Source organism: Pedobacter sp. Leaf194 (genome assembly GCF_001423945.1).
Classification (GTDB): domain Bacteria; phylum Bacteroidota; class Bacteroidia; order Sphingobacteriales; family Sphingobacteriaceae; genus Pedobacter.
Genome location: NZ_LMPU01000001.1, coordinates 1,347,025 through 1,371,450, shown reverse-complemented (window position 1 = coordinate 1,371,450; position 24,426 = coordinate 1,347,025). Strand labels below are relative to the sequence as shown.

20 protein-coding genes are annotated in these 24,426 nt (G+C 39.5%); 13 read left to right on the top strand and 7 right to left on the bottom strand.

The window, feature by feature from the left end:
* Positions 1–4 precede the first annotated feature (4 nt).
* From ASG14_RS06055 to ASG14_RS06030, 6 genes are all read left to right on the top strand, one after another.
* Positions 5–1,462: a Gfo/Idh/MocA family protein gene (locus ASG14_RS06055; protein WP_056870085.1), complete on the top strand. Its 1,458-nt coding sequence runs from the start codon at positions 5–7 to the stop codon at positions 1,460–1,462.
* An 82-nt stretch (positions 1,463–1,544) separates the two neighbouring features.
* The gene (locus tag ASG14_RS06050; RefSeq protein WP_056870084.1) at positions 1,545–2,225 is read left to right on the top strand and encodes a DUF1080 domain-containing protein; all 681 of its coding nucleotides are present in this window, start codon (positions 1,545–1,547) and stop codon (positions 2,223–2,225) included.
* An 82-nt stretch (positions 2,226–2,307) separates the two neighbouring features.
* Complete coding sequence (locus tag ASG14_RS06045) at positions 2,308–3,546, top strand: nucleoside permease (RefSeq protein WP_056870083.1); 1,239 nt, start codon at positions 2,308–2,310, stop codon at positions 3,544–3,546.
* Positions 3,547–3,548: 2 nt separating this feature from the next.
* Positions 3,549–4,439: a hydroxypyruvate isomerase family protein gene (locus ASG14_RS06040; RefSeq protein ID WP_056870082.1), complete on the top strand. Its 891-nt coding sequence runs from the start codon at positions 3,549–3,551 to the stop codon at positions 4,437–4,439.
* Between the two features lie 5 nt (positions 4,440–4,444).
* On the top strand, positions 4,445–5,308 hold the full coding sequence (locus ASG14_RS06035) for a TIM barrel protein (protein WP_056870081.1): 864 nt from the start codon (positions 4,445–4,447) through the stop codon (positions 5,306–5,308).
* A gap of 12 nt (positions 5,309–5,320) precedes the next feature.
* Positions 5,321–6,190 (top strand): sugar phosphate isomerase/epimerase, encoded by an 870-nt coding sequence (locus ASG14_RS06030; protein ID WP_056870080.1) that lies wholly within the window; start codon positions 5,321–5,323, stop codon positions 6,188–6,190.
* An 87-nt stretch (positions 6,191–6,277) separates the two neighbouring features.
* Here ASG14_RS06030 and ASG14_RS06025 read toward each other — a convergent pair whose 3' ends face one another.
* Together ASG14_RS06025 and ASG14_RS06020 are read right to left on the bottom strand one after the other, a co-directional pair.
* Entirely contained in the window at positions 6,278–6,940 is a 663-nt protein-coding gene (locus ASG14_RS06025; RefSeq protein WP_056870079.1) for a FlgD immunoglobulin-like domain containing protein, read from the bottom strand.
* A gap of 24 nt (positions 6,941–6,964) precedes the next feature.
* Positions 6,965–8,887, bottom strand: a complete 1,923-nt coding sequence (locus ASG14_RS06020; protein WP_056870078.1) for a lamin tail domain-containing protein — start codon at positions 8,885–8,887, stop codon at positions 6,965–6,967.
* A 49-nt stretch (positions 8,888–8,936) separates the two neighbouring features.
* On the opposite strand from ASG14_RS06020, the gene ASG14_RS06015 reads away from it, so the two are divergent.
* On the top strand, positions 8,937–9,926 hold the full coding sequence (locus tag ASG14_RS06015) for an aspartate-semialdehyde dehydrogenase (protein ID WP_056870077.1): 990 nt from the start codon (positions 8,937–8,939) through the stop codon (positions 9,924–9,926).
* Between the two features lie 98 nt (positions 9,927–10,024).
* Positions 10,025–11,431: a D-alanyl-D-alanine carboxypeptidase/D-alanyl-D-alanine-endopeptidase gene (dacB, locus tag ASG14_RS06010; protein WP_056870076.1), complete on the top strand. Its 1,407-nt coding sequence runs from the start codon at positions 10,025–10,027 to the stop codon at positions 11,429–11,431.
* 32 nt (positions 11,432–11,463) lie between these two features.
* On the opposite strand, the gene ASG14_RS06005 is transcribed toward dacB, so the two are convergent.
* On the bottom strand, positions 11,464–13,830 hold the full coding sequence (locus ASG14_RS06005) for a mechanosensitive ion channel family protein (protein WP_056870075.1): 2,367 nt from the start codon (positions 13,828–13,830) through the stop codon (positions 11,464–11,466).
* Positions 13,831–13,971: 141 nt separating this feature from the next.
* On the opposite strand from ASG14_RS06005, the gene ASG14_RS06000 reads away from it, so the two are divergent.
* The 4 genes from ASG14_RS06000 to ASG14_RS05985 all read left to right on the top strand — a co-directional run bounded on the left by ASG14_RS06000 (position 13,972) and on the right by ASG14_RS05985 (position 17,874).
* Entirely contained in the window at positions 13,972–15,096 is a 1,125-nt protein-coding gene (locus tag ASG14_RS06000; RefSeq protein WP_162238713.1) for an alpha/beta hydrolase, read from the top strand.
* Between the two features lie 352 nt (positions 15,097–15,448).
* Entirely contained in the window at positions 15,449–16,744 is a 1,296-nt protein-coding gene (eno, locus tag ASG14_RS05995) for a phosphopyruvate hydratase (RefSeq protein WP_056870264.1), read from the top strand.
* Between the two features lie 166 nt (positions 16,745–16,910).
* Positions 16,911–17,210 carry a septum formation initiator family protein gene (locus tag ASG14_RS05990; RefSeq protein ID WP_056870073.1) on the top strand — a complete coding sequence of 100 codons (300 nt, stop codon included), beginning with the start codon at positions 16,911–16,913 and terminating at the stop codon, positions 17,208–17,210.
* A 49-nt stretch (positions 17,211–17,259) separates the two neighbouring features.
* Positions 17,260–17,874 carry a trimeric intracellular cation channel family protein gene (locus tag ASG14_RS05985; protein WP_056870072.1) on the top strand — a complete coding sequence of 205 codons (615 nt, stop codon included), beginning with the start codon at positions 17,260–17,262 and terminating at the stop codon, positions 17,872–17,874.
* Positions 17,875–17,973: 99 nt separating this feature from the next.
* Here ASG14_RS05985 and ASG14_RS05980 read toward each other — a convergent pair whose 3' ends face one another.
* A complete protein-coding gene (locus tag ASG14_RS05980) occupies positions 17,974–20,058 on the bottom strand; it encodes a hypothetical protein (RefSeq protein WP_056870071.1) in 2,085 nt (694 codons plus the stop codon).
* 192 nt (positions 20,059–20,250) lie between these two features.
* Between ASG14_RS05980 and ASG14_RS05975 the strand changes: the two genes are divergently transcribed.
* On the top strand, positions 20,251–20,985 hold the full coding sequence (locus ASG14_RS05975; protein ID WP_056870070.1) for a murein L,D-transpeptidase family protein: 735 nt from the start codon (positions 20,251–20,253) through the stop codon (positions 20,983–20,985).
* Between the two features lie 158 nt (positions 20,986–21,143).
* Here the strand turns inward: ASG14_RS05975 and fabG are convergent, their stop codons facing one another.
* The 3 genes from fabG to ASG14_RS05960 form a co-directional block, all read right to left on the bottom strand.
* Positions 21,144–21,887 (bottom strand): 3-oxoacyl-[acyl-carrier-protein] reductase, encoded by a 744-nt coding sequence (gene fabG, locus ASG14_RS05970; protein ID WP_056870069.1) that lies wholly within the window; start codon positions 21,885–21,887, stop codon positions 21,144–21,146.
* A 260-nt stretch (positions 21,888–22,147) separates the two neighbouring features.
* Positions 22,148–23,224, bottom strand: coding sequence for an agmatine/peptidylarginine deiminase (locus ASG14_RS05965; RefSeq protein ID WP_056870068.1), 1,077 nt, complete (start codon positions 23,222–23,224; stop codon positions 22,148–22,150).
* A gap of 96 nt (positions 23,225–23,320) precedes the next feature.
* Positions 23,321–24,196: a carbon-nitrogen hydrolase gene (locus ASG14_RS05960; RefSeq protein ID WP_056870067.1), complete on the bottom strand. Its 876-nt coding sequence runs from the start codon at positions 24,194–24,196 to the stop codon at positions 23,321–23,323.
* Positions 24,197–24,426: the final 230 nt, after the last annotated feature.

The following is a 24,426-nucleotide window of genomic DNA, read 5'->3' as shown; positions in this document are numbered from 1 at the left end:
AATAATGAAAACAGAGCAAGAAAATAAAAACACGGGTAACCGCCGTGATTTTATTAAAACCAGCGCCATCGCTGCCGCTGCATTTATGATTGTTCCACGCCATGTTTTAGGTGGAAGAGGATTTTTAGCACCAAGCGATCGCTTACTCGTTGCCGGTATCGGTGCGGGTGGTAAAGGGCAAAGTGATATCGCAATGTTTGCGAAAAGCGGCAAGGCCGATATCGCTTTCTTATGTGATGTTGACGATAGAAGAGCTGCAGCAAGTGTAAAAGCTTTTCCGAAGGCAAAATATTATAAAGACTGGAGAGAATTGCTAGATAAAGAACATAAAAACTTTGATGCAGTTTCCGTTTCTACGCCCGATCATAACCATGCCGTTCAAGCTCTGGCGGCGATGCAGCTAGGTAAGCATGTGTATGTGCAAAAGCCATTAACACACGACATTTACGAAGCTCGTATTTTAACCGCAGCAGCAAAAAAATACAAAGTAGTAACTCAAATGGGTAATCAGGGTGCATCTAATGATGGTCCCCGCCAAATGAAGGAGTGGTATGAAGCCGGGCTTATTGGCGATGTACACACGGTTTACGCATGGACAAATCGCCCGGTTTGGCCTCAAGGTATTCCATGGCCTGATAAAAAAGCAGAAATTCCAAAAGAACTGGACTGGAACTTATGGCTTGGAACGGCTCCTGAGAAAGACTATGTTGATAAACTGGTTCCATTTAACTGGCGTGGCTGGTGGGATTACGGAACCGGCGCTTTAGGCGATATGGGCTGCCACCTGATTGAGGCACCATTTAGTGTATTAAATTTAAAGTATGCAAAAGAAGTTGAAGCCAGCGTTGGCTCTGTTTACGTTGATGAGTTTAAACGCGGTTACTTTCCGGAAAGCTGCCCGCCTTCTAGCCATGTAACTTTAAAATTCCCTAAAACCAATAAAACCAAAGGCGATGTAACATTGCATTGGATGGACGGGGGTATACAACCAGAACGGCCTCAAGAGCTCGAAGCAAATGAAACCTTTGGCGATGGTGGAAACGGTACACTGTTTATCGGTACGAAAGGTAAAATGATGAGCGAAACTTACAGTGCAAATCCGAAACTTTTACCACTAAGCAGGAATAACGACATCAAAGTAGCCGCAAAATATGCACGAGTTCCCGATGGCGCAAACGGACACTATAAACAATGGGTAGAAGCTGCAATTGCTGGTTACGGCAAGCAGGAAGTTAGTTCTCCATTTGAAATTGCCGGCCCGTTAACAGAAGCATTACTAATGGCCAATTTAGCAATCAGAAGTTTCGATATCCAAAAAACCGTAAACGGGAAAGTTACCTATCCTGGTCGTTACATGAAAATGCTTTGGGATAATGATAACATGAAAATCACCAATTTCGACGAAGCCAACCAGTTCGTGAAACGCGAATATCGTAAAGGCTGGAATAGTTTAACACTTTAATAAAACCACATTATTTACAACTTACCGGGCAAATTGACTTTATTTTTGCCCGGTAAATTGTAGTAACAGTAAATAAATTATAATGAAAAAAATATTGTTTTCTGCCTGTATTTTATTGGCAGTAACCCAAATATCGCGTGCTCAAAAAGGTTTTAAGCCACTATTTGATGGCAAAACGACTACCGGCTGGCATACTTACAACAAAGCCACCGTGGGCAGTGCATGGCAAGTTCAAGATGGCGCATTGCATCTCGATTTAGCCACAAAAGGTAAAGATGGCGGCGGCGATTTGGTTACAAATAAAGCCTACGGAGATTTTCACCTGAAGTATGATTGGAAAGTTGCTCCAAAAGCGAATAGCGGTTTAATCTTTTATGTTCACGAAGATCCTAAGTTTGGCGCAACCTATTCAACTGGTTTGGAAATGCAGGTTATCGATAACGATGGCCATCCAGATGGAAAAATTACAAAACACCGTGCAGGTGATTTATACGATTTAGTTAAAAGTTCTTCTGAGCTCGTTAAGCCAGTTGGCGAATGGAATTCTGCAGAAATCATAAGCAAAAAAGGTAATTTAACCTTGATATTGAATGGCGTTACCGTTGTAAAAACCACATTGTGGGATGACAACTGGAAAGCGCTGGTTTCAGGAAGTAAATTTGCAACCTGGAAAGATTGGGGCACTTTTAAAACAGGCAAAATCGCCCTGCAAGATCATGGCGACGAAGTTTGGTATAAAAACATTTCAATAAAAGAACTATAACAAAGACATTTTAAGTGGCGGTGCAAATTAACTGAGTTGCCGCCTTATACCTCTATTAACTTTTTCTAAACCAAATAACCAAATGAATAGCACTACTCGCTTTAAACTCTCTTTTATGATGTTCCTGGAATTTTTTATCTGGGGCGCATGGTTTGTTACTTTAGGCACTTTTCTGGGTAACAACTTAAAAGCAACCGGTGCTGAAACCGGCGCTGTATTTTCGACGCAATCCTGGGGGGCAATTATTGCGCCTTTTATTGTCGGCTTAATTGCTGATAGATATTTTAATGCAGAAAGAATTTTAGGTGTTTTACACATTATTGGTGCAATTTTGATGTATCAAATGTATAATGCCACAGAAATCAGCGTCTTTTATCCTTACGTTTTAGGCTACATGATTTTGTTTATGCCTACACTTGCACTGGTTAATTCTGTTTCATTCAATCAGATGAAAGACCCGGAAAAAGAGTTTTCTAACATTCGCATCTGGGGAACTATCGGCTGGATTGCAGCTGGATTACTTATCAGCTTTTTCTTCCACTGGGATTCGAAAGAAGGAACTGAATCGGGACTGTTGAGAAACACATTTTTAATGGCTGGCATCGTGTCGTTGGTTTTAGGACTATTCAGCTTTACGCTGCCTAAAACACCACCAAAAGTTACTGGCGAAAAAATTACGGTTTCTGATGTGTTAGGCTTAGATGCATTGAAACTATTGAAAGACAAAAACTTTCTAATTTTCTTCATTTCATCAATATTGATTTGTATCCCGCTTGCCTTCTATTACCAAAATGCCAATCCATTCCTATCGGATATCGGTATGGATAACCCAACCGGAAAAATGACGATTGGTCAGGCGTCGGAGGTAATTTTCTTATTATTTATACCAGTGTTCTTTAAGCGGTTCGGCTTTAAAATGACCATTTTGGTCGGTATGTTGGCCTGGGCGGTACGTTATGCCTTGTTTGCGTATGGAAACGCGGGAGAATTAAGCTTTATGCTAATTTTAGGGATTGCTTTACATGGTGTTTGTTATGATTTCTTCTTTGTATCCGGCCAGATTTATACCAACTCTAAAGCCGGCGAACGCTTTAAAAGTTCTGCGCAAGGCTTAATTACGCTGGCTACATATGGTGTTGGCATGCTTATCGGATTTGCCGTGGCAGGAAAAATTTCAGATGCCTATAAATCAGCCGAAGGTGTTATCGATTGGAAAATGGTTTGGATAATCCCGGCCGGTATCGCTTTGTTAGTATTTATACTTTTCGCATTGGTTTTTAATGATAAAACTAAAGCCGAAATAGAGCCTAAAACAATTTAAAAATGCAATCGAAATTAAACAGAAGAAACGCCTTGAAAAATATCATTGCCGGTACAGCCGCAATAGGTGTTACTTCCGGTTTTTCTGCATTGGCTATGGCTGAAGAAGATTTAACTAAACAATTCAAACTGAAAGGAAACATTAATCACGCTGTTTGCAGGTGGTGTTTCAGTAGTCTGGATGTGGAAACGCTTTGCATTGAAGCAAAAAAGCTTGGTATAACCGGAATAGACTTGGTTGGACCTAAGGATTGGCCTACGTTGAAAAAGCATGGCTTAACATCGAGCATGTGTAATGGCGCAGAAATCAACCTTGTTGATGGTTTTAACGATAAGAAATTTCATGACCAGCTAATTGCCAGTTATACGGAGATGATCCCTTTGGTGGCGGCTGCAGGTTACAAAAATCTGATTTGCTTTAGTGGAAATCGCCGGGGCAAAGATGATGAAACGGGATGGAATAATTGCGCTGAGGGATTGAAAAAGTTAATGCCACTCGCCGAAAAACATGGTGTTATTTTAGTGATGGAGCTTTTAAATAGCAAGGTTAATCATAAAGATTATCAATGTGATACTACGCCATGGGGTGTAGAACTCTGTAAACGTGTAGGTTCTGAGAACTTTAAACTGCTATACGACATTTATCACATGCAGATTGATGAAGGTAATGTTATCAGTACAATCAAAAGCAGCCATAATTACATTGCTCATTACCACACGGCCGGCGTACCAGGTAGAAATGAGATTGATGATTGTCAGGAACTTTACTACCCCGCAATAATGAAAGCCATATTCGAAACAGGCTTCAAAGGTTTCGTAGCACAAGAATTTATACCTAAAAATGCAGATAAACTGGCTTCGCTAAAAAAAGCCATTTCAATTTGCGATATTTAAAAATTATGATATCCAGAAGAAATTTTTTACTAAATAGCAGCATGGTGGCTGCAGCTGCACTTTTAGCGCCTTCATTTGCATTTGCTGCACGCGAACAGGTTGTCGGACTTCAATTGTACTCACTTCGTGATGATCTTCCAAAAGATGTAAAAGGTGTTCTGGAAAAAGTAGCTAAAGCTGGGTTTAAGGAAGTAGAAACTTACGGTTTTTCCATAAAAGATCAATTTTGGGGCTTAACGCCTCAGGAATTAAAAAAAATCCTGGACGACAACGGTCTGAAAGCTGTTAGTGGCCATTATAGTTATCTAATTAATGATAATGAAGCAGAACTTAATGCCGCGATAGCCGCTGCAAAAGTTTTAGGAAGTGAATATGTTACTGTTCCATGGTTGGATGAAAGCATTAGAAAAACGGCCGACGACTATAAAAAATTAGCAATAAAAATTAATAAAGCCGGGCAGGTTTGCAAAGATGCCGGAATTCGTTTGGCATACCATAACCACAACTTCGAGTTTGATAAACATGGAGACACAACTGGTTATGAGATTTTATTAACCGGAACCGATAAAAGCCTGGTCGATTTTGAACTGGATTTGTACTGGGTTGTCCGCTCTGGAAAAGATCCGATAAAACTTTTTCAGGAAAACCCGGGCCGCTTTACCATGTGGCATGTTAAAGACATGGATAAAAACAAAAAAGAGTGGAACACCGAGGTTGGTCAAGGTTCTATTAACTTTAAAAGCATTTTCGCCGCAGCAAAGCTTTCCGGCATGAAGCACTTCTTTGTAGAGCACGAAACCAATTATAAGCCAAATCCAATCGAATCCGTTGCTGCCAGTTGTGCTTACATAAAAAAAGAACTGATTTAACTTAAGCCTACCATGAATTCTAGAAGAACATTTATAAAACAGGCCGGCTTAGCAGCAGGGGCAGCATTGCTGATACCATCTTTCGCATTTGATAAAGTGAAGAAAAATGTTGGCTTGCAATTATATTCTTTGCGCAAAGAGTTACCTAATGATGTACGGAGTGTAATTGAAAAAGTTGCGCAGGCTGGTTTTAAGGAAGTTGAAACCTATGGGTTTGCTAATGGAAAATTTTGGGGTTTAACACCTAAAGAGTTCAAAAATTTGTTAAAGGACAACGGTTTGAAAGCACCTAGCGGCCATTACGGTATGGATGAATTCAGCAAAACCGGCAATACAGATAAACTTAAAGCTGATATAGAATCTTCAGCTGCAATTGGTGGAAAATACTTCACCATTGCTGGTGCGCATGTAGATATGGCTAAGGGCATCGATGGTTTTAAAAAAGTAGCAGATGATTTTAACAAAGTTGCTGCTTTGGCAAAGGAATCGGGACTGAAGTTTGCATATCACAACCACGATTTTGAATTCAAAAAGCTTGGTGATACAACAGGTTATGATGTTTATTTAACCGAAACAGATAAGAATCTTGTTAATTTCGAGCTTGATTTGTACTGGGCCGTACGCTCTGGAAACGATCCGCTTGCGTTGTTTAAAAAATATCCGGGTCGCTTCACGATGTGGCACGTTAAAGATATGGACAAGGCAAAACCGGAATGGAACACTGAAATCGGTAAGGGTTCAATTGATTTTAAGGCAATTTTTGCTGAGTCAAAACTATCTGGCATGCAACACTATTTTGTAGAGCACGAAACAAATTATAACCCAAATCCTATTGAATCAGTTGCTGCGAGCTGCGCATACATTAAAGCTAATCTAATATAATATTGAAAACTTTGAGGAGTTTGCAGTTGCGTCGGCAATGCAAACTCCTTAAAAATTAATAATTTGGCTAGCTTGCAAATCTGAATGCTACTTGTTTAATTTTCCTGCCAACACACAGGTATTTTTAAATCGATGCGTGTTGCCATTCAAATCGAAAACATCAAATAGGACAACATAAATTCCAATCGGTGCCGCCTGGCCGTTATCCGTAAAGCCATCCCATCTTAAAATGCCTTTCGTACCGATGCTTTGATTTCTCAGCAAACTTTTAACTAAGCGCCCTTTGTCTGAATAGACAGCAACAGTTGCAAAAGTAGAATTTTCGGCGACCTGATAATCGAGAACCAGTACATCTTCAAAATTATCGCCATCGGGCGAAAAGGTTTTACTCAAAAGTTTAACGAATCGCTCCTCTCCATTTGTTTTCTGTGAATTTTTGTAAGTTGGTGTACCAAACCCTGCTGATGCAGCAGCAGATGTAAAATTTCCCGGCTCATTTGCGCCTCTTGTAAACGAAATCCGTTCTAAAGACACACCGTTCGGGTCTTGCAGCAACGCAATGTGCATATTTTCTGTGTAGTCAAATCTATCGAGCTGAAGATTATTGCTTAATAAAACTACAGACCCTTTATCGTTATTATAAGATGGCAGCGCATTTAACTGGACAAAATTGTCGGGGTTTTCGCAGGTGTAGCCAGCCTTAACGCTACTCGTATTCGTACTTGCAACCCAGTAGGTTTTTGGCAACATAAGTGTAGTTTTAACAGATAAATTTTAAATGTTGGCCGCCTTCCCATCGGCACCGAGATTAGCTAGTTGCACGTCTTTTAAGTCCAGGACTTGATTTGAATTATTGTAAATTTCTACAAAGTCTACACCTCCAACTTTTGGATTGAACAGCACCTCAGAAAGCAGAATATCATTTAAAGCAATCTTCTTTGCTATGAAGAGTTTTGCTGTATTTTCTGTTGCACTAATAACATTCCCGGCGCAGTCTGTAAGTTTTGTAAGCGTTAATTTATGCTCTACTCCTCTTGTGATTTGAGACGAAAATTTGAGGATTGACACATTAAAGCCGGCTTCAATTGTGGCAGACTTTGGGTTGCCAATACCATTGTTTATTGAATAACTAGCAGGATTAGCTGCCGACAAGCTGTCGATAGCCTTGGAAAACTCTACCCTGACGGTTATACTATCGATTACGCTTGCCGACAATAATTTTGGAATTTCGCTGCTTATCTGGCTACGGTAAACCGAGTTCGGTTTTCCGGGGGTGCCACCCGAAACATCATTTGAGGCCGACCAGTTTTGCGTGCCACCACAAACATTTTTCGGGTCGACTAGCTCTAAGCTATAGCCGCCTTTTTTCTTTTGCTCATCTTTATACCAGGTATCGTAGTAAGCAACTTTATCAATAAGATTACCCGTGTTGTCAGTTAAAGTAAGCATATCTTTGTCATTATTTAAACTCGGCCATGGCGAAATTCCAATGGTTTTCCCATAGGGTTTAAATAGCAATTCATCGGCTTGTGTGGTAAGAATAAAGTGTTGATTTGGCTTAATCGTGTCGCGAAGAAACGTGTAGGTTGAGGTTTGGTCGGCGTATTTCCACCCTGCTGTCAAAATGTATTCACTTGTAGTATTCCAGATTTCTACAAATTCTTTCTGTGGCAAGGAAGGGCTTCCCGAGGGATTGGCAAATATTTCGTTAATAACTAAATCGCCATATTTTGGCGTGTAAGTTTTAATGTGAACAAAATTGATTAAACTATTCGCGGCAATCCCATTACCGGTTACATCTTTTACATTATTAACGCCCAACGTATAGTTCCCAGAAATTAATTCTTTCGGGAAAGTTAACCTGTAAACATTGGCTAATGCAGTAGAACTAGCACTTGTTGGAGCACCGTAACCACCAGATAAGTTATAGTTATTTGCAGCGCTGGCCGAACTTAAATCGACAGGTTTGGAGAAAGTAATATCCAGATTGAAGCCATCAACAACAGATACGCTTTTAATTGTTGGCGGTGTTGTATTCTCAGTTAAATCATCGATGCTAAAATCGTCAAATATGAACTGGTTGTATCTTGATGCGGTGGCATATCTGCAAACGAGACCTGAGAAACTGGATGTTACGAAACTTTTGTCGACCACGCTTTTCTCGAGGGTGAAGTTATTGCCACCGGTTATGTCGGTAAATAAATCCCATTTACCAAACGCGTCTCTGGTCACTTTTATCCTTGCTAAAAAAAGAGCAGCACTCGCCCTGGTTTTTTGATTTCCTGTGAGGATACGTACGGTAGAAGTTCCCGTTTGCTTGTACAGGTGGCAGGCATCGGCCGCTCCAGTCTCCCCTATCTGAATAAAATAACCATTTAAGCTGCCCTTCAGGTTTTCTTTGTCGGCACTGAGGTAAATCCGTACAAAATTAGTTGTGCTCGGGTTAAAATTTAACCGCACTAAAAAGGTCCAGCTTGCGTTTAAACTTAACTGATTTGCCGTGGAAAGCGAAATGGTTTGCGAGGCAAGCTGTTGCCCTTGCGATTGCAATTGCTTTTGAGGATTAACCTGAAAGTAACTTACATCACCGTTCCAGAGGGGATTTTGAGAGAAATTGCCGTCAGAAAATGAATCATTAACCTGGCAAAAGATAGTTTTGGAAAATAACAATAGGGATATAAGCAGAATTTTCTTCATATTTGGGCTTATATCAAATGTTTAATAAATATAATAATTAAAATTAAGAATGAAAGTAGCAGTAGTTGGTGCAACCGGTTTGGTTGGTACCGTAATGTTAAAAGTATTGGAGGAAAGAAATTTCCCTTTAACAGAGTTAATTCCCGTAGCATCAGAAAAGAGTGTTGGCAAGGAAATTACTTTTAAGGGTAAGAAGTTTCCAATCGTTAGCATGGATACTGCTATTGGCATGCGACCAGATATCGCTTTGTTCTCTGCCGGTGGAAATACATCGTTAGAACATGCGCCACGGTTTAAAGAAGCCGGAACAACAGTTATCGATAATTCTTCTGCATGGAGAATGGACCCGGCAATTAAATTAATTGTACCGGAAGTAAATGCGCACGAGCTTTCTATCGATAATAAAATTATTGCGAACCCAAACTGTTCTACCATTCAAATGGTGGTGGTTTTGAAACCGCTGCACGACAAATACAAAATTAAACGTGTTGTGGTTTCTACCTATCAATCGGTTACGGGAACAGGAGTTAAAGCGGTTGAGCAATTGATGAACGAACGTAAAGGAATTGATGGGCCTAAAGCTTACGCCTACGAAATCGACTTAAACGTACTTCCGCATATTGATGTTTTCATGGACAATGGATATACCAAAGAAGAGATGAAAATGGTTAAGGAAACGAATAAAATCATGAGCGATGACAGCATTAAAGTTACCGCAACTACTGTTCGTATTCCAGTAATGGGTGGTCATTCAGAATCGGTAAATATTGAATTTGAAAACGATTTTGACTTAGCAGAAGTGCGTAGTATTTTAGAGAAATCACCTGGTATTATCGTTGTGGATGATGTTGCAAATCTAAAATATCCTATGCCAAAAGATGCTCATGAAAAAGATGAGGTTTTTGTTGGCCGTATTCGTAGAGATGAATCTGCACCGAAAGCACTAAACCTTTGGATTGTTGCCGATAATTTACGTAAAGGAGCTGCAACCAATGCGGTTCAAATTGCAGAATATTTAATTCAGAAGGAATTAGTTTAATTTTTTAAGCCGGAAGGTTTCGAAAATCATTAATAAGTAATTACCAAAGTGATGTGTTTGTTACACATCACTTTTTTTATTTCATTTATTTTTGCCACATGAAATTTTTTAAGCCTGCATTATTTTTTATTTTCTTCTCTGTCACTTGCTTTGCTCAAAATAGAATTCAAAACCTGGAACGGGCTTTCAATACGTTATTGGCTGATGAACAGGCAAAACATGCCATCACATCACTTTGTGTTTTAGACGCCAACACGGGCAAAACACTGTTTGCTAAAAATGACCAAATCGGTTTAGCCACAGCATCAACCTTAAAAACCATTACCGCTGCCACTGCCTTTAGTATTCTTGGTAAAGATTTTCAGTTTCAAACAACCCTTGCGTACAGTGGAAATATCACCACCGACGGAACGTTGAAAGGAAACTTAATCATCATCGGTAGCGGCGACCCGACTTTAGGTTCGTGGCGTTACCAAAATAAAGAGAATGCAGTTTTAACGCAGTGGGTTTCCGCAATAAAAGCTGCTGGCATAAAAAAAATTGAAGGCGCTATCATTGGCGACGACAGGATTTTTGGCACACAAACTACGCCTGAGGGTTGGGTTTGGCAAGATATTGGAAATTATTATGGAGCAGGTACTTCCGGTTTAGCCTGGCGGGAAAATCAGTTCGACATACACCTAAACCCAGGTTTGAGCGCAGCGAACGAAGTTAAAGTGGTTAAAGCCGTGCCAGAAACTCCTTATATAAAAATTGTAAATGAGTTAAAAACTGGTTCTTCGGGCAGTGGCGACAGAACCTATGCCTTCCTCCCGCCGTATAGCAACGTTGCTTATTTACGCGGAAGTTGGGGAATGGGGATTTCCAAAGCGGGTATTTCTGTAGCACTACCCGACCCTGCTTTTGACTGTGCGTACCGCCTGCAGGATACGTTAAAAAGACTGGGAATTCCCGCTGTGCAACCGGCTACAACAACGCGGTTAATGGCGTTGAATAATCAGGAAATACCTGCCATAACTCAAAAAATAAATACAATCAGTTCTCCCAATTTAAGCGAGATCACCTATTGGTTCCTCAAGAAAAGTATAAATTTATATGGAGAAACGCTTTTGAAAACTATTGCGTTGAAAGCCGGAAAGACCGCTTCAACATCAAAAGGAGCAGAAACGGAAATAAGTTACTGGTCAGAAAAAGGAATTGATAAATCTGCACTGAATATTATCGATGGTAGCGGATTGTCGCCCGGCGACAGAATTACGACTTCGGCAATGGCTGGCATTTTATTTCAAATTCAAAAGGAAAATTGGTTTCCCGACTTCTACAAAGCCTTACCCGAATACAATGGCATGAAAATAAAGAGCGGAACCATAAACGATGTTTCTGCTTTCGCTGGCTACCATACCGATTCTGCAGGAAATAAGTATGTAATTGTAATAAACATTAACAACTACAGCGGAAGCGGCATTAATAAAAAGTTGTTCCGCGTGTTAGATGAACTGAAATAAGGAAATCGGGTTGCGCTTAATAGGGTAAGTGCTTAGCTTAACGGCCTTACCTGAAGATTAATTCCGGCTTCGCTTAAAACGCTCTTTACATCAATCATTGCCTCTGTTCGCACCTCGCCCGCTACAGATAAATCGGCAACCCACAATAACGTCCGTATGCCAACTGCGTATTCGCCAAAATCCTGAACAATAATCACGGGTTTTGGCAAGGGAAGGATCCGCTGGTTTTTTGCCAGCTTATCTGCGATTAAATTTATCACCAGTTCAATGTCAGTTTCGTAAGGGATGCCAACGGTGAACTCGACGCGTTTGCTCCTGTCCTGCATGGTCCAGTTAATTAAATGTTGCGACAATAAATCTCCATTTGGAACAATGATATCCGAACCCTCGGCACTGTGTATTTTGCTGGAACGAACGCCGATTTCTTTTACAACACCGGCTTTTGTTCCAATCTCAATCTGGTCGCCAATTTGAATTGGCCGTTCAAAAGCGATGATTACACCCGAAACGAGATTATTAACGATGTTTTGCAAGCCAAAACCTATACCAACACCCAAAGCACCTAACATTATCGATAGCTTATCAATCGGGATACCGGCTGCTGCAACTGCCACTAAAAAACCAATCGTCCAGATGGCCAGTCTAATCAGCAACATCATGGAGTTTAGGCTATTCCGTTTACCGCCTGCAACTGCTTTTTCGTGCCCAAAGAAGAAGCTTATAAAGCTCGAAATGATTGATGAAAGCCAGATAATGCAAATAAATATAGCAATGCTTGCAAAGGTAAATTTGTAACTGCCGATACTTCTGATTTCGTTAAAAAACTGCGATGTAGCGCTGGTTAACAAATCGTACAAGGTGATGTTTCTAACAAATGAGACGAAAAACACAACAGCAGCAATAAACCATAAATACCGCTGCAAACGAAACTGTAGTTCCTTATAGTTGATAAAATCAGAGAACCGGCTGGATTGATAAGCCTCTGTTTGGAGGTAAATTGCTTCTAAAACCAGCGTGCAAAAAACTTTAAGTGTTACGCCCAGCATCAAACATTGGATTGCGCTTACCCCAAAAATTTTTGCTAATGATAATCGTCCTGTCAAGTTGAAAACCAGCGACAAGAAAATTTGGAAAATGGTAAAATACACCAAAGCTTTTGTTGCCGGTGAGGCTTCTATTTTAACAAACAAATTGGTTTTGCTTTTGATGATTTGAACGCATATTGCCAGGAGTAACAGTGCTGCAATAAATAGCGCCCATCGTTCGCCAAATGCCGAATCGAGCAAGATATCATCTAATGCGAAAAACACCCACAGCGTGGATAAGGAAAACCAGATTAAGCGGCCGAACTTTGTTAAGAAAGGTATTAAGAGGTAAGATAGCGCTAATAAACGGCACAGCTCTAAGGCATGGAGCATGGACATGGTGGGGTTACCGAAAAGAAACGGCACGTAAGTAAAAAAAGCGAAGAGTGAAGCAATTATAACGTTCCTTTTTAAAAATTGAACCTGAGCTAAAATGCTTTCTTTTTCATCAAGCTTTTTTACCCGGCGCATATTTGACACCATCCACGCGGTTAAAGCGGCAAAAATTAACAAACTGAGTACCACAACGCCAATTTTCCCGGCGAGGTAAATAAAAATAATTTTTCCTGAGCGCTCAAAGGCCTTTGAAATTACCTGCGAAAAAGAACTATCATATTGCCCAGGCTTTGCTTTAAATAGTGGCGCCTCCTCCTGCGACCACATATTTATTTTCTTGGAAATAGACAGATAAACCATATCTGAAGAAAGGTTTTTTGTTTGCAAAAGGTTAACCGATATGTGGCTGCTTAGCAGGTTAATATTTGCCAAAATTTTCTTTTGAGTAAGGTTCAGTTTATTTCCCTCTACCAAAACATCGGCTATTTGAGCTTTCAAAGTAGAATCTTCAACATCAGCCTTTAAACTCTTGTCCGTTAATATCTTGTTTAAATCGGTTTGGGTTTTATTAAGCTGTAGGCAGTATTCGGCGAGTATTGCCTTGTAAGTTGTTAAGTTATCAGCTACCTCTGCAAGCATAATCACAGAGCTGTTTAAACTGCGCAAGTTCATGTTGCTGCCGTTTTTTTCAAACCTTGCTTTAAATCCCTTCACCTTTTTTTCGATGGCAGGTAAGGCATCTTGTATTTTACTTACATCAAAACCTCGTTGTAAAATAAATTTACTTCTATCAATAGTAAAATTATAAGTCTCGATTTTTGTAACCAATAGCGGAATTTGCGCCTCATCTATCTGCTTTGCTGGTTTATTTAGTAGCGAATCTTTCTTCTGCTGACAAATGCCCCGGGCTGAATACAACAGCATGAATGCGAGCGAAAAAGCAATGAAACTGCTCTTCTTTAAACTTGTTAAAGACATATATCTATTTTAAAAATCTTGGAGATGTATTATGTTTCTGATGACAGGGAAAGCAAAAGTAAGATTTATAACGACACAAATTTCCGATTTAACCTTTCAACACATGAAATAATTTGTAGATTGAAAAACAAATTAAACTACATGTTAAAGCACTTCTTGTTTCTCAGCTTGCTAGTACCAATCCTTTCGTCTGCTCAGATTAAAATTACACTTAAGATCAGCATTTCGCAAAAAACCACCGACAGCTTGTTCGTTGCAGGCAACTTTAACGATTGGAACCCGAAAAACGAGGCGTTCAGACTCAAACAAAAGGATAGCTTAAATTATACCATAGCACTAAATTTACCTAAGGGCAGCCACGACTTTAAAATTACGAGAGGAAGTTGGGAGAAGGTAGAATGCGAAAAAAATGGCAGAGCTATTGAAAACAGAAATTTAAATTTGACTGTTGATACCAGTATGAGTGTTAATGTTGCAAACTGGGCGGATAACTTTAAACAAGTGAAACAAGAATATCATTACGGCGACCATGTGCAGGTGGTGGACTCGGCGTTTTTTATACCGCAGTTAAACAAGCATCGGCAAATCTGGATTTATTTACCGAAGGGTTACTCAAAATCAACAAAGAAGTATCCTGTGATCTACATGCATGATGGACAAACTTTGTTTCATGCAAACCCGCCCCGTGCTGATGAATGGGCAGCAGATTCTATAATGGATAGCCTGATACGTGATGGTTTGAAGGAGATGATAATTGTGGGAATAGACAATGATGAGCAAGACAGGCTTAAAGAATATAATCCATATGATAGCAAATATGGTAAAGGAGAAGGCAAAGCTTACGTTTCTTTTTTAGTTGAAACCCTGAAACCTTTTATAGATGCCAAATACAGAACCTTTAAAGATGCTAAGAATACAGCCATTGCCGGCAGCTCCATGGGCGGATTAATTTCTTTGTACGCAATATTGAAATATCCGGAGGTGTTCGGTTCGGCAGGCGTTTTCAGTCCTTCGTTTTGGATAGCGCCAGAGATATACGCAGACGTTAGTGCTAATTTATCCCGCTTAAAAAACAATAAAATATTTTTTGTGGCCGGCGATTTGGAAGGGTCGGAAATGATTGAGGATATGAAAAAGGTTCATTCCATTTTGAACCCTGATGGTTTAAATAAAAACATGATTTTAGTTGAAAAGGAAGACGGCAAACACAAGCAATGGTTTTGGCACCGTGAATTTGTGCCTTTTTTAAAGTTCATAGCAAAATAATTTCGTTGAATGTTGATGATGGCAACTCCATGCTAACTGGTTAGAAACATTCGCTCGCCGAAGAATTACCGGATTTAAGTTATTTAAACCCGATTGCAGTGAAAACCAAAAGCTTTTTCTGCTTTTATTGTAACAAAAAGCGGGACTGGATATACCCAAAAGCTTCAGTAATTGCTTTCCAAAATATTGATGTCAACTCAAAACCTGGGCACTCGTCAGGCTTAATTTAGTATCGTAACATTAACGCCCAAAACGCTTTTATTAATTAAAAAATATACTAACTTTGGTGTTAAGCTTAGTAATTGTATTTTATACACTAAGCAGGTTAAAAATCAACAAAAAATCAAATAAAATGAGCATAATCGTTAATGTCCATGCCAGACAAATCCTCGATTCGAGAGGCAATCCAACAGTTGAAGTTGAAGTAGTTACAGAAGCAGGCGCTTTTGGCCGTGCAGCTGTACCAAGCGGTGCATCTACCGGGCAATATGAGGCTGTTGAGTTACGTGACGGAGATAAATCTACATATTTAGGTAAAGGCGTTTTAAAAGCTGTTGAAAATGTGAATACCAAAATTGCTTCGGCTTTGAGAGGTATTGATGTTTTTGAGCAAAACGCAATTGATAAACTGATGTTGGAGCTTGATGGTACTGAAAACAAAGGTAACTTAGGCGCCAATGCAATTTTAGGCGTTTCTTTAGCCGTGGCTAAAGCTGCTGCTGATGAAATTGGCCAACCACTATACCGTTATATTGGTGGCGTTAACGCAAATACTTTGCCTATTCCGATGATGAATATCATTAACGGTGGTTCTCACTCTGATGCACCTATCGCCTTCCAGGAGTTTATGATTATGCCTGTTGGCGCACCGTCTTTTTCTGAGGCATTACGTTGGGGAACAGAAGTTTTCCACAACCTGAAAAAAATTCTTCACGATAGAGGCTTATCTACTGCTGTAGGAGATGAAGGTGGTTTTGCACCAACATTTGATGGTACTGAAGATGCGATTGAAACGGTTTTAAAGGCAATAGAAACTGCTGGTTACAAGCCAGGTTCTCAAATCTGTTTAGCTTTGGATTGTGCTTCATCTGAGTTTTACAAAGATGGTAAATACGATTATACGAAGTTTGAAGGTGCTACCGGCGTAATTCGTTCAAGCGAAGAGCAGGCTCAATATTTAGCCGATCTTTCTGCAAAATATCCAATTATCTCTATTGAAGATGGTATGGACGAAAATGACTGGACTGGCTGGAAAAGTCTAACAGATAAAATTGGCGACCACGTTCAGTTGGTTGGTGATGATTTATTTGTAACGAATGTTACCCGTTTACAACGTGGTATTGATGAGGCTACTGCAAACTCGATCCTGGTAAAAGTTAACCAGATTGGTTCTTTAACTGAAACTATTAATGCTGTAACTTTGGCTCAAAACAACGGTTACACTTCGGTAATGAGTCACCGTTCTGGAGAAACTGAAGATGTTACCATTGCTGATTTGGCTGTTGCATTAAACTGCGGACAAATTAAAACCGGTTCTGCATCACGTTCTGACAGGATTGCAAAATACAATCAACTATTACGTATTGAAGAAGAATTGGGTGAAAATGCTCGTTTCATCGGTTCAAAATTTAAATACGCTAAGAAATAAACAGATATTATTGAGCTTTTGCGGGGACTTTTATTAAAATGTTTCTGCAGGCTTAACCTGACATCTAGGTTTAATGTTAACAAGTTGAAAAACTTATTTGTGGAACATCCGGAGATTTTAAATCTTCGGATGTTTTTTTATACATTTACGCCGTCAATATCTTAATATGAAACGTTTAATAGATCTTTTCCGCAATAAGTATTTCCTGGCTACGGCTGCTTTTGCTGTGTGGATGCTGTTTTTCGATAAAAATGATATGATGTCGCAATACGAATACCGTAGCCAGGCGAACAAGTTGCAGGAAGAAAAAGAATATTTCGAAAAGGAAACCGCCCAGGTTAAAAAGGATTTAAACGAATTAAGCACCAACTTAAATACCGCCGAAAAGTTTGCCCGAGAAAAGTATTTCATGAAAAAAGATAACGAAGATGTCTTTGTTATTATTCATGAAGAGAAAAAAGACTAATCAGAATGGTTAGGAGTTCAGGATAGACTTCGAACGATTAACCCGCTCTATGCTCCACATTTTATACATCATCGCAATTACGGCTGAGGCTATGACTGCAGCGCTTTCTGCTGGCAGAAGAGATATGGATTGGGTTGGTGTTTGTATCATTGCCTGGGTTACGGCTTTGGGCGGTGGTACGGTTAGAAACGTGTTATTTGGCCACTATCCTATGAGTTGGGTTGAACATCCTGAATATTTGGTTATTACAGCAGTCGCAGCGTTATTTGCTGCTTTCATCGCATCTGTTATGACGAAACTCAAAAAACTATTTCTTTTTCTTGATGCGATGGGCCTTGTTGTTTTCACGATTATTGGTTGCCAGGTTGCACAACAAATTCACTTACCATACTTAATTGTTTTGTTTAGCGGCATGATAACAGGTTGTGCGGGCGGGGTTTTACGTGATGTATTGTGTAATGAAGTTCCATTCTTGTTCCGCAAGGAAATTTATGCAAGTGCCGCAATTGTAACCGGAGGCGTTTATATTGGGATAGAACATTTCCACGGAAGTGAGTTTTTAGCCACTATCCTGGCTACAGTTATTGGTTTAACGCTGCGCTTGCTGTCCATAAAATATGAATGGCATATGCCTAAGTTTGTCTATAAAGACGAATGGCATTAAAGATTAAAGGCTAATTAGCGAAGCTGGCTGTACCAAATGTAAATTAATTTCAATTTACCTCAGCTTGGAGAGAACACGACTGGATGAAACATTTTGAAATTACAGTTCGCCGTTTCTTTTCCTTAAAAACCATTCGATGCTTAACAAAGCCACAATGAATGCGAACAACCATTTAAAATTGATAAGATCATCATATTTACGGTCTTCATAGCTAATGGTTTTTATGTTTTCATTCTTTAAAATTTCATCTGCAATCTTCAATAAATCGGCAGGCATAAAAAGCTTTCCGTTGCTTTGTTTCGATATGGTATTAAGCAACTGATGATTGGCGGTTGTCTGCTGATATTCTGCAATCAGGGCATTTACATAAAAACTTCCGGCGGCACTAAACTTTTGTCCGCCTAGAGAAGTATTCGCTAAATAAGAATAATTCCCTGCGGGCATGGGCCCTGCATCGAGTTGATAGGCATTTTCTGTTCTCGAAAACACATAATTGAATATTTTTCCAGCATCGCTTTTTACCTGCAAGCTAACTTCCGGTTGGTTAACCGGCTGATAACTTTCATTATAAAGTGTTGCATTAAACTGGATATTTTCATTTTCATCAAAGGCAGATTTTGAGGCGAAAACCTTGAATCTTCTTTTGTCGTCTTTTACGGAAAGGTATTGCACCGTGTTAGCAATCAAATTGTTCAGGCTAGATTGTTCCGTTTCGTTCTCTGCAACTGAAAGCTTCCAGCGCCACAATCCTTCCCCCATTAAATACCCTGCCTTTAAACCATTTTCGCTGGTAAAAAACAATAATGGCTGTTGCGTACTTACTTTACCGATTCGCTGATTAAAAATTATAGATGCACTTGCATTTAAGGTTAATCTGCCAAATGGCATTAACAGAGGGTCGAAAGTGGAGACCTGCTTTTTGTTTTCTTCAGATAATTTAAAACTGGTGAAATTGTTCGCAAAAGCAGGATAAACTTCCTGAATCGAGCCGTTGGCTGAACTCAAATTTACCTGATTCTGAAGTTGGTTAAAAGCATTGACGTTGCTTTGCGCACCCAAAATATACCAAACGGGCTTCTTTAAGGTTTTAACTCTTTGTAAAAAAGAAGCCGAAAGATTTTGAACATCCGGCAACTGGTATAACACAATTAAATCAAATTTAGAAGGATCTATTGCATTCAACTCATCTGCCAGCGCAAGTTTCGCCTCATAATGTTTGTTAAGTGTAATGGCTTCTCTTAAGACCCCCAAATCGGGATGCGGGGCAGCCGCAGCCAGCAGCACTTTTTGCCGGCCATCAATTACCTCGACATAAAAAGTTTGTGAATTATTTTTTGTGGTGATTTCATTTGGTACCGTCCCTAGTTGAACGGAATACTTTTGAACACCAATTTTGTTTGCATGTAATTTTACCGGAATCGTTTTTAAAAAGGAATTTCCATTGATGGTAATGTTCTGCTGCCCGACTTTTGCACCATTCTTACTAATGGTTAAAGCCGTGTTTTCCTTATCACTTTGGAAGGCCTGAACCTGCACTTCAACGGTAAAATCATCATCAAGGTAAACGATGTCGTTGTAATTCACATTTGAAATCAAAACATCACGCTTCGGAACGCTATCGCCCAGGGCAATGCTATACACCGGCGCATTAATTTGGTTGATGTTGTATAAAGGATTTCCGCCGTGGTTGAAAATACCATCGGTTGCTAAAACAACTGCACCAACGTTTCTATTGGTATATTCATCTCTAATTTTTTGAAAAAAGGCAGAAGCGTCTGTTAATTTTCCCTGGTTCTTAAAATCAAAGCCATTACTAACTGAATCGCCAAAACTGTAGGTTTTTACTTCATACTTATCCGAAAGTTTATCCTGTAAAGCCTTAAGGTTTTGTTCGTATAACTTTTGGTTGAAACCGGCCGGCCTAATCTGACCAACAGAAAGAGAATTATCCTGACCGATAATGATGACAGGTTTATCTAAGGTATAATTCAGTGTTTTAATTAATGGCGCAAATAGTAGCCAGGCAATAGCGGTTACAGCAAAAATTCTGGCGGCGGTTAAAGCAAATTGTAACTTTTTATCGAGGTTTTTATTACCTCTATAAAGTAACCATGCATATAAAATACCTAATGCGAGGCAACCCAGAAAATACAAAATAGAAGTACCGGCAAAAAAGCTATTCATATTTTATAAAGATGCTAATTTTGATTTTAACCGCAAAGAAAGGTGCAAAAGCTTTTATTATTGGAAATTTTAGCCGTTGATTTTTGCCAGTGAAATACTTTAAGTACATAAAAACGGTTTACACCAAATTCAAATGATCATTTTCGTGGCAAGCTTTGCAAATAAATATTTAGCTTTAGCCAAAGCAAGTTTATGAAAATACTCTTTTTAACGTTTCTGCTATCACTTAGCATTATGGCCAATGCACAAAACAATTTTAAAGCAAACCAAATTAAATTCGAAAGGGTAGCAAATGCATATGGCGGGAAGTGGGAAAGTTTGAAGAAATCTATCCAACAGGCTGGTTATGGAACTGATTTTTCGATGCTGATAAACGCTTACAAAGCCGAAGCAAAATTAGAAGTTTGGCTGAAAGCCAAATCAGACAAACAATATTCACGCTTTAAAACTTACGATTTTTGCGCACATTCGGGCACTTTAGGTCCAAAAGTTATTGAAGGCGACGGACAAACGCCAGAGGGGTTTTATTACATCAACGTTTTTAATCCCATAAGTAGTTTTCACTTATCCCTTGGTGTAAATTACCCAAATTCAGTTGACTCAGCGAGAACTGGAGCAGACCGAAAAACAGGAGGAGACATTTACATTCACGGCAATTGTGTAACGGTAGGTTGCATCCCCTTAACTGACGATAAGATAGATGAAGTTTACATTTTAGCTGTAGAGGCAAGGAATTCTGGTCAGGATAAAATTCCAGTTAATATTTATCCATTCAAAATGACAAACGCGAACATACAAAAGTATTCAACTCAATTTCCTGCACAGCTTAGCTTTTGGAAAAGCTTACAGCCAGGTTATTTGGCTTTTGAGAAGCACAGAAATATGGCAAATGTTAAAGAAATAAAAGGGAAATACATTTTGAGGTAAAAGCTAAAAGGCGTAAGGCTTAGGATAAAAACCCACCTTACGCCCATCTATATTTTAATAACTCTGGGAAAGAAAACCCGCTTCGCATAACCATCATAGAAACTATAAAAGGTGGAAGGTAAACCCTCCAACTAAAACCTTAAAGCCTATACTTTCTTTTACAGCATACCACCGCAAACAGAAAGCGTTTGCCCGGTTACGTAAGCGCTCATATCTGATGCGAGGAACACACAAACATTTGCAATATCTTCGGTTTCGCCAGCACGTTTTAATGGGATATCCTTTTCCCAGCCTGCAACAACTGCAGGGTCTAAAACCTCAGTCATTTCCGTGCGGATAAATCCTGGTGCAACTACGTTAGCACGAATATTTCTTGAACCTAATTCTTTAGCTACAGATTTTGTAAAACCAATAATACCGGCTTTTGATGCCGCGTAATTCGCTTGTCCGGCGTTACCTGTAACCCCAACAACCGAACTCATGTTAATAAAAACACCTTTGCGGGCTTTCATCATCACTTTAGAAGCAGCCTTGGTTACATTGAAGATAGATTTTAGGTTGATATTGATTACATCATCCCAGTTTTCTTCGCTCATACGCATGAGCAAGCCATCTTTGGTAATGCCCGCATTATTTACAACGATATCAATTGTTCCAAATTCTGCAACTATATCATTTATTAATTGCTCGGCCTGGTCAAATTTTGAAGCATCTGAACGGTAACCTTTAACTTTTGTACCAAAGCTTTGCAATTCCTGCTCCAAAGCCTCGCCTTTTTCTACTGATGATAAATATGTAAATGCTACGTTTGCACCTTGCTCAGCAAATTTTTCGGCTATTTTACGACCAATACCTTTAGATGCACCTGTAATTAATGCTGTTTTTCCTTCTAATAATTTCATTTTTTTTATTTCGTTTGTCAGTCTCTATATTGTTGTCAGTCTGAACTTGCCGAAGACCATTTAGTAATCTTCGTTGAAGACAATCTCAATTTTACTTTTTTAAATTTAATAATCTCACAATTTCTTCCTAATTCTCCTTAAGCGACGCTTCTTTATTGAAGTTACTGAATTAATTGCTCTTCACTACGCTTTCTTTGTCTTGTTGAGTTCTAGGAAATATCAATTTTCCGTCCACAAGCTCAGAGAGCAAGATAGTTAGTTTAAACCGCCGGTTCCTGCTGACTCAAACAGTGAAAACTGCCCAGCCCCCAGATAATATCTACAGAATTAATACCAATCACCTTCCTATCCGGGAAACAACCCTGAATAATTTCCAAAGCTTTGCCGTCGTTAACATCATCAAAAACCGGAACAATTACGGCAGCGTTTGCGATGTAAAAATTGGCGTAAGATGCAGGCAAACGCGTATCATCGTAAATTACCGGCGAAGGCATTGGCAGTTCAACAATATTAAGCTTACGGCCATCTTTTAGTTTCATTGCGCTCAAAGCCGCTAAATTTTCCTGCAATAACAGATAATTTTCATCCAACGGATTACTTTCAACGGCTGTTAAAACGGTATCTTCATTCACGAAGCGGGTAATATCGTCTATATGTCCATCAGTATCGTCGCCTACAATTCCATCTCCCAGCCACAAAACCTGGTCTTGCCCGTAATATTCAAGCAAGTACTTTTCAATCTGCTCTTTGTTTAAATGCGGATTCCGATTTTCGTTAAGTAAACAAGCCGTTGTGGTTAAAACTGTACCGGCACCATTAAATTCTACCGAGCCGCCTTCCATAACAATATCAGGGTTAAACAAGGGCAAGCTAAAGTGTTTTGCAATCTTTGTGGGTATAACATCGTCCAAATCATAGGGAGGATATTTTCCGCCCCAGGCATTATATCCCCAATCAACTACAACCTTTTCGTTACCTTTCTTTAGAAAAGCAGGACCATGGTCTCGGCACCATGCATCATTTGTTTCGTTAAAATAAAATTCAATCTGCGATAAGTCAGCCTCCACCTTAGAAAGTTCAGCGATGGCTGAAGCTTTCATCTCTTCATCCTTAACATTAATGCGCACTTTTTCACCTTCGGCAATGGCTTTAATAAACTCGCAGTAAGGGCCATATATTGCCTCAATTTTCCCCGGCCAGCTCGCCTCTTTATGTGGCCAGCTTAACCAGGTTGCTTCGTGTTTTTCCCACTCTGCAGGAAAAACATAACCCTGTTTTTTGGGCGAATAATCGAATTGATTGAGTTCTAAATAGTCTTTTGGAGGGAAATTTGACATTTCGTTTCGTCTTGTAAGTTTGGAGGTTGCGCCCGTCGAATTTTTCTCTTCGACGCGGCTTGGCTAATGCCCAGATAAGCTTTTAGGTTTACCTATTTAATCTCCGTCAATATATCTTTTTGTAATTGGCTGGTAAGAGTCAATCCTTCTATCCCTTAAAAATGGCCAGTGTTTACGCATAAAATCGCTTTGATCTAAATCCAGCTCAACAACTTCCGTTTCCTCCTTATCGTGCGATGCCAGATAAAGCAGCTTGCCTTGTGCATTCGTTGCAAAACTTCCGCCCCAAAACTTCATTCTGCCTTCCTGTTCAAAACCAACGCGGTTTACACTTACAACAGGAACGCCATTTGCAACCGAATGTGAGCGTTGAATGGTTTGCCATGCGTTATATTGGTCCTGGTTTGTTTCTTCATCCTGAGTTGTATCCCAACCAATTGCGGTTGGGTAAAACATAATATCTGCCCCCATTAAAGCTGTAATGCGAGAAGCTTCAGGATACCATTGATCCCAGCAAATCAGGATACCAATTTTAGCAAACTTCGTTTCGAAAACTTTATAGCCTAAATCGCCCGGTGTAAAATAGAATTTCTCGTAATAAGCCGGGTCGTCTGGAATGTGCATTTTACGATACTTACCCAGATAGGTGCCATCAGCATCTAAAACTGCCGTTGTATTGTGGTACAAACCTTCCGCACGTTTCTCAAATAACGAAGCGATAACAACAACACCTAATTCTTTAGCCACAAGTTGCAAAGCGTTAGTAGATGGACCCGGAATCGCCTCAGCTAAGTCGAAATTGTCATAATCTTCAACATCGCAAAAATACAATGACGTGAAGAGCTCCTGCAAACACACAATTTGTGCGCCTTTGGCAGCTGCTTCCCTAACTTTTACAATCGCTTTATCTAAATTTTCCTGCTTATCTTTAGTACAAGTCATTTGCACCAAACCAACCTTTACTTTCTTCATTTCTTTAAATTTTATGAGAGATTAATAGTATGAGTGAGTTTGCAAAGCATTCAATCATTCATAATCCGGTCATTCTAAATTAGGCTGCAAAGTTACTATTTTGTTTAAAAGTAGAACGGCATATTTATGTAATTGTTTTTTCGAAAAGCAAGGGCAGCATTTCAAACCTACGCCAGTCGGGCTATCCGTTTTAGCTATTGCTGCCCTTCAGCTACGCTCAGGACAGCAAT

Excerpts from the sequence above, each read along its gene's own strand:
- ASG14_RS06055 (WP_056870085.1), top strand. The coding sequence starts at position 5 with ATGAAAACAGAGCAAGAAAATAAAAACACGGGTAACCGCCGTGATTTT.
- ASG14_RS06050 (WP_056870084.1), top strand. The coding sequence starts at position 1,545 with ATGAAAAAAATATTGTTTTCTGCCTGTATTTTATTGGCAGTAACCCAA.
- ASG14_RS06045 (WP_056870083.1), top strand. The coding sequence starts at position 2,308 with ATGAATAGCACTACTCGCTTTAAACTCTCTTTTATGATGTTCCTGGAA.
- ASG14_RS06040 (WP_056870082.1), top strand. The coding sequence starts at position 3,549 with ATGCAATCGAAATTAAACAGAAGAAACGCCTTGAAAAATATCATTGCC.
- ASG14_RS06035 (WP_056870081.1), top strand. The coding sequence starts at position 4,445 with ATGATATCCAGAAGAAATTTTTTACTAAATAGCAGCATGGTGGCTGCA.
- ASG14_RS06030 (WP_056870080.1), top strand. The coding sequence starts at position 5,321 with ATGAATTCTAGAAGAACATTTATAAAACAGGCCGGCTTAGCAGCAGGG.
- ASG14_RS06025 (WP_056870079.1), bottom strand. The coding sequence starts at position 6,940 with ATGTTGCCAAAAACCTACTGGGTTGCAAGTACGAATACGAGTAGCGTT.
- ASG14_RS06020 (WP_056870078.1), bottom strand. The coding sequence starts at position 8,887 with ATGAAGAAAATTCTGCTTATATCCCTATTGTTATTTTCCAAAACTATC.
- ASG14_RS06015 (WP_056870077.1), top strand. The coding sequence starts at position 8,937 with ATGAAAGTAGCAGTAGTTGGTGCAACCGGTTTGGTTGGTACCGTAATG.
- dacB (WP_056870076.1), top strand. The coding sequence starts at position 10,025 with ATGAAATTTTTTAAGCCTGCATTATTTTTTATTTTCTTCTCTGTCACT.
- ASG14_RS06005 (WP_056870075.1), bottom strand. The coding sequence starts at position 13,830 with ATGTCTTTAACAAGTTTAAAGAAGAGCAGTTTCATTGCTTTTTCGCTC.
- ASG14_RS06000 (WP_162238713.1), top strand. The coding sequence starts at position 13,972 with ATGTTAAAGCACTTCTTGTTTCTCAGCTTGCTAGTACCAATCCTTTCG.
- eno (WP_056870264.1), top strand. The coding sequence starts at position 15,449 with ATGAGCATAATCGTTAATGTCCATGCCAGACAAATCCTCGATTCGAGA.
- ASG14_RS05990 (WP_056870073.1), top strand. The coding sequence starts at position 16,911 with ATGAAACGTTTAATAGATCTTTTCCGCAATAAGTATTTCCTGGCTACG.
- ASG14_RS05985 (WP_056870072.1), top strand. The coding sequence starts at position 17,260 with ATGCTCCACATTTTATACATCATCGCAATTACGGCTGAGGCTATGACT.
- ASG14_RS05980 (WP_056870071.1), bottom strand. The coding sequence starts at position 20,058 with ATGAATAGCTTTTTTGCCGGTACTTCTATTTTGTATTTTCTGGGTTGC.
- ASG14_RS05975 (WP_056870070.1), top strand. The coding sequence starts at position 20,251 with ATGAAAATACTCTTTTTAACGTTTCTGCTATCACTTAGCATTATGGCC.
- fabG (WP_056870069.1), bottom strand. The coding sequence starts at position 21,887 with ATGAAATTATTAGAAGGAAAAACAGCATTAATTACAGGTGCATCTAAA.
- ASG14_RS05965 (WP_056870068.1), bottom strand. The coding sequence starts at position 23,224 with ATGTCAAATTTCCCTCCAAAAGACTATTTAGAACTCAATCAATTCGAT.
- ASG14_RS05960 (WP_056870067.1), bottom strand. The coding sequence starts at position 24,196 with ATGAAGAAAGTAAAGGTTGGTTTGGTGCAAATGACTTGTACTAAAGAT.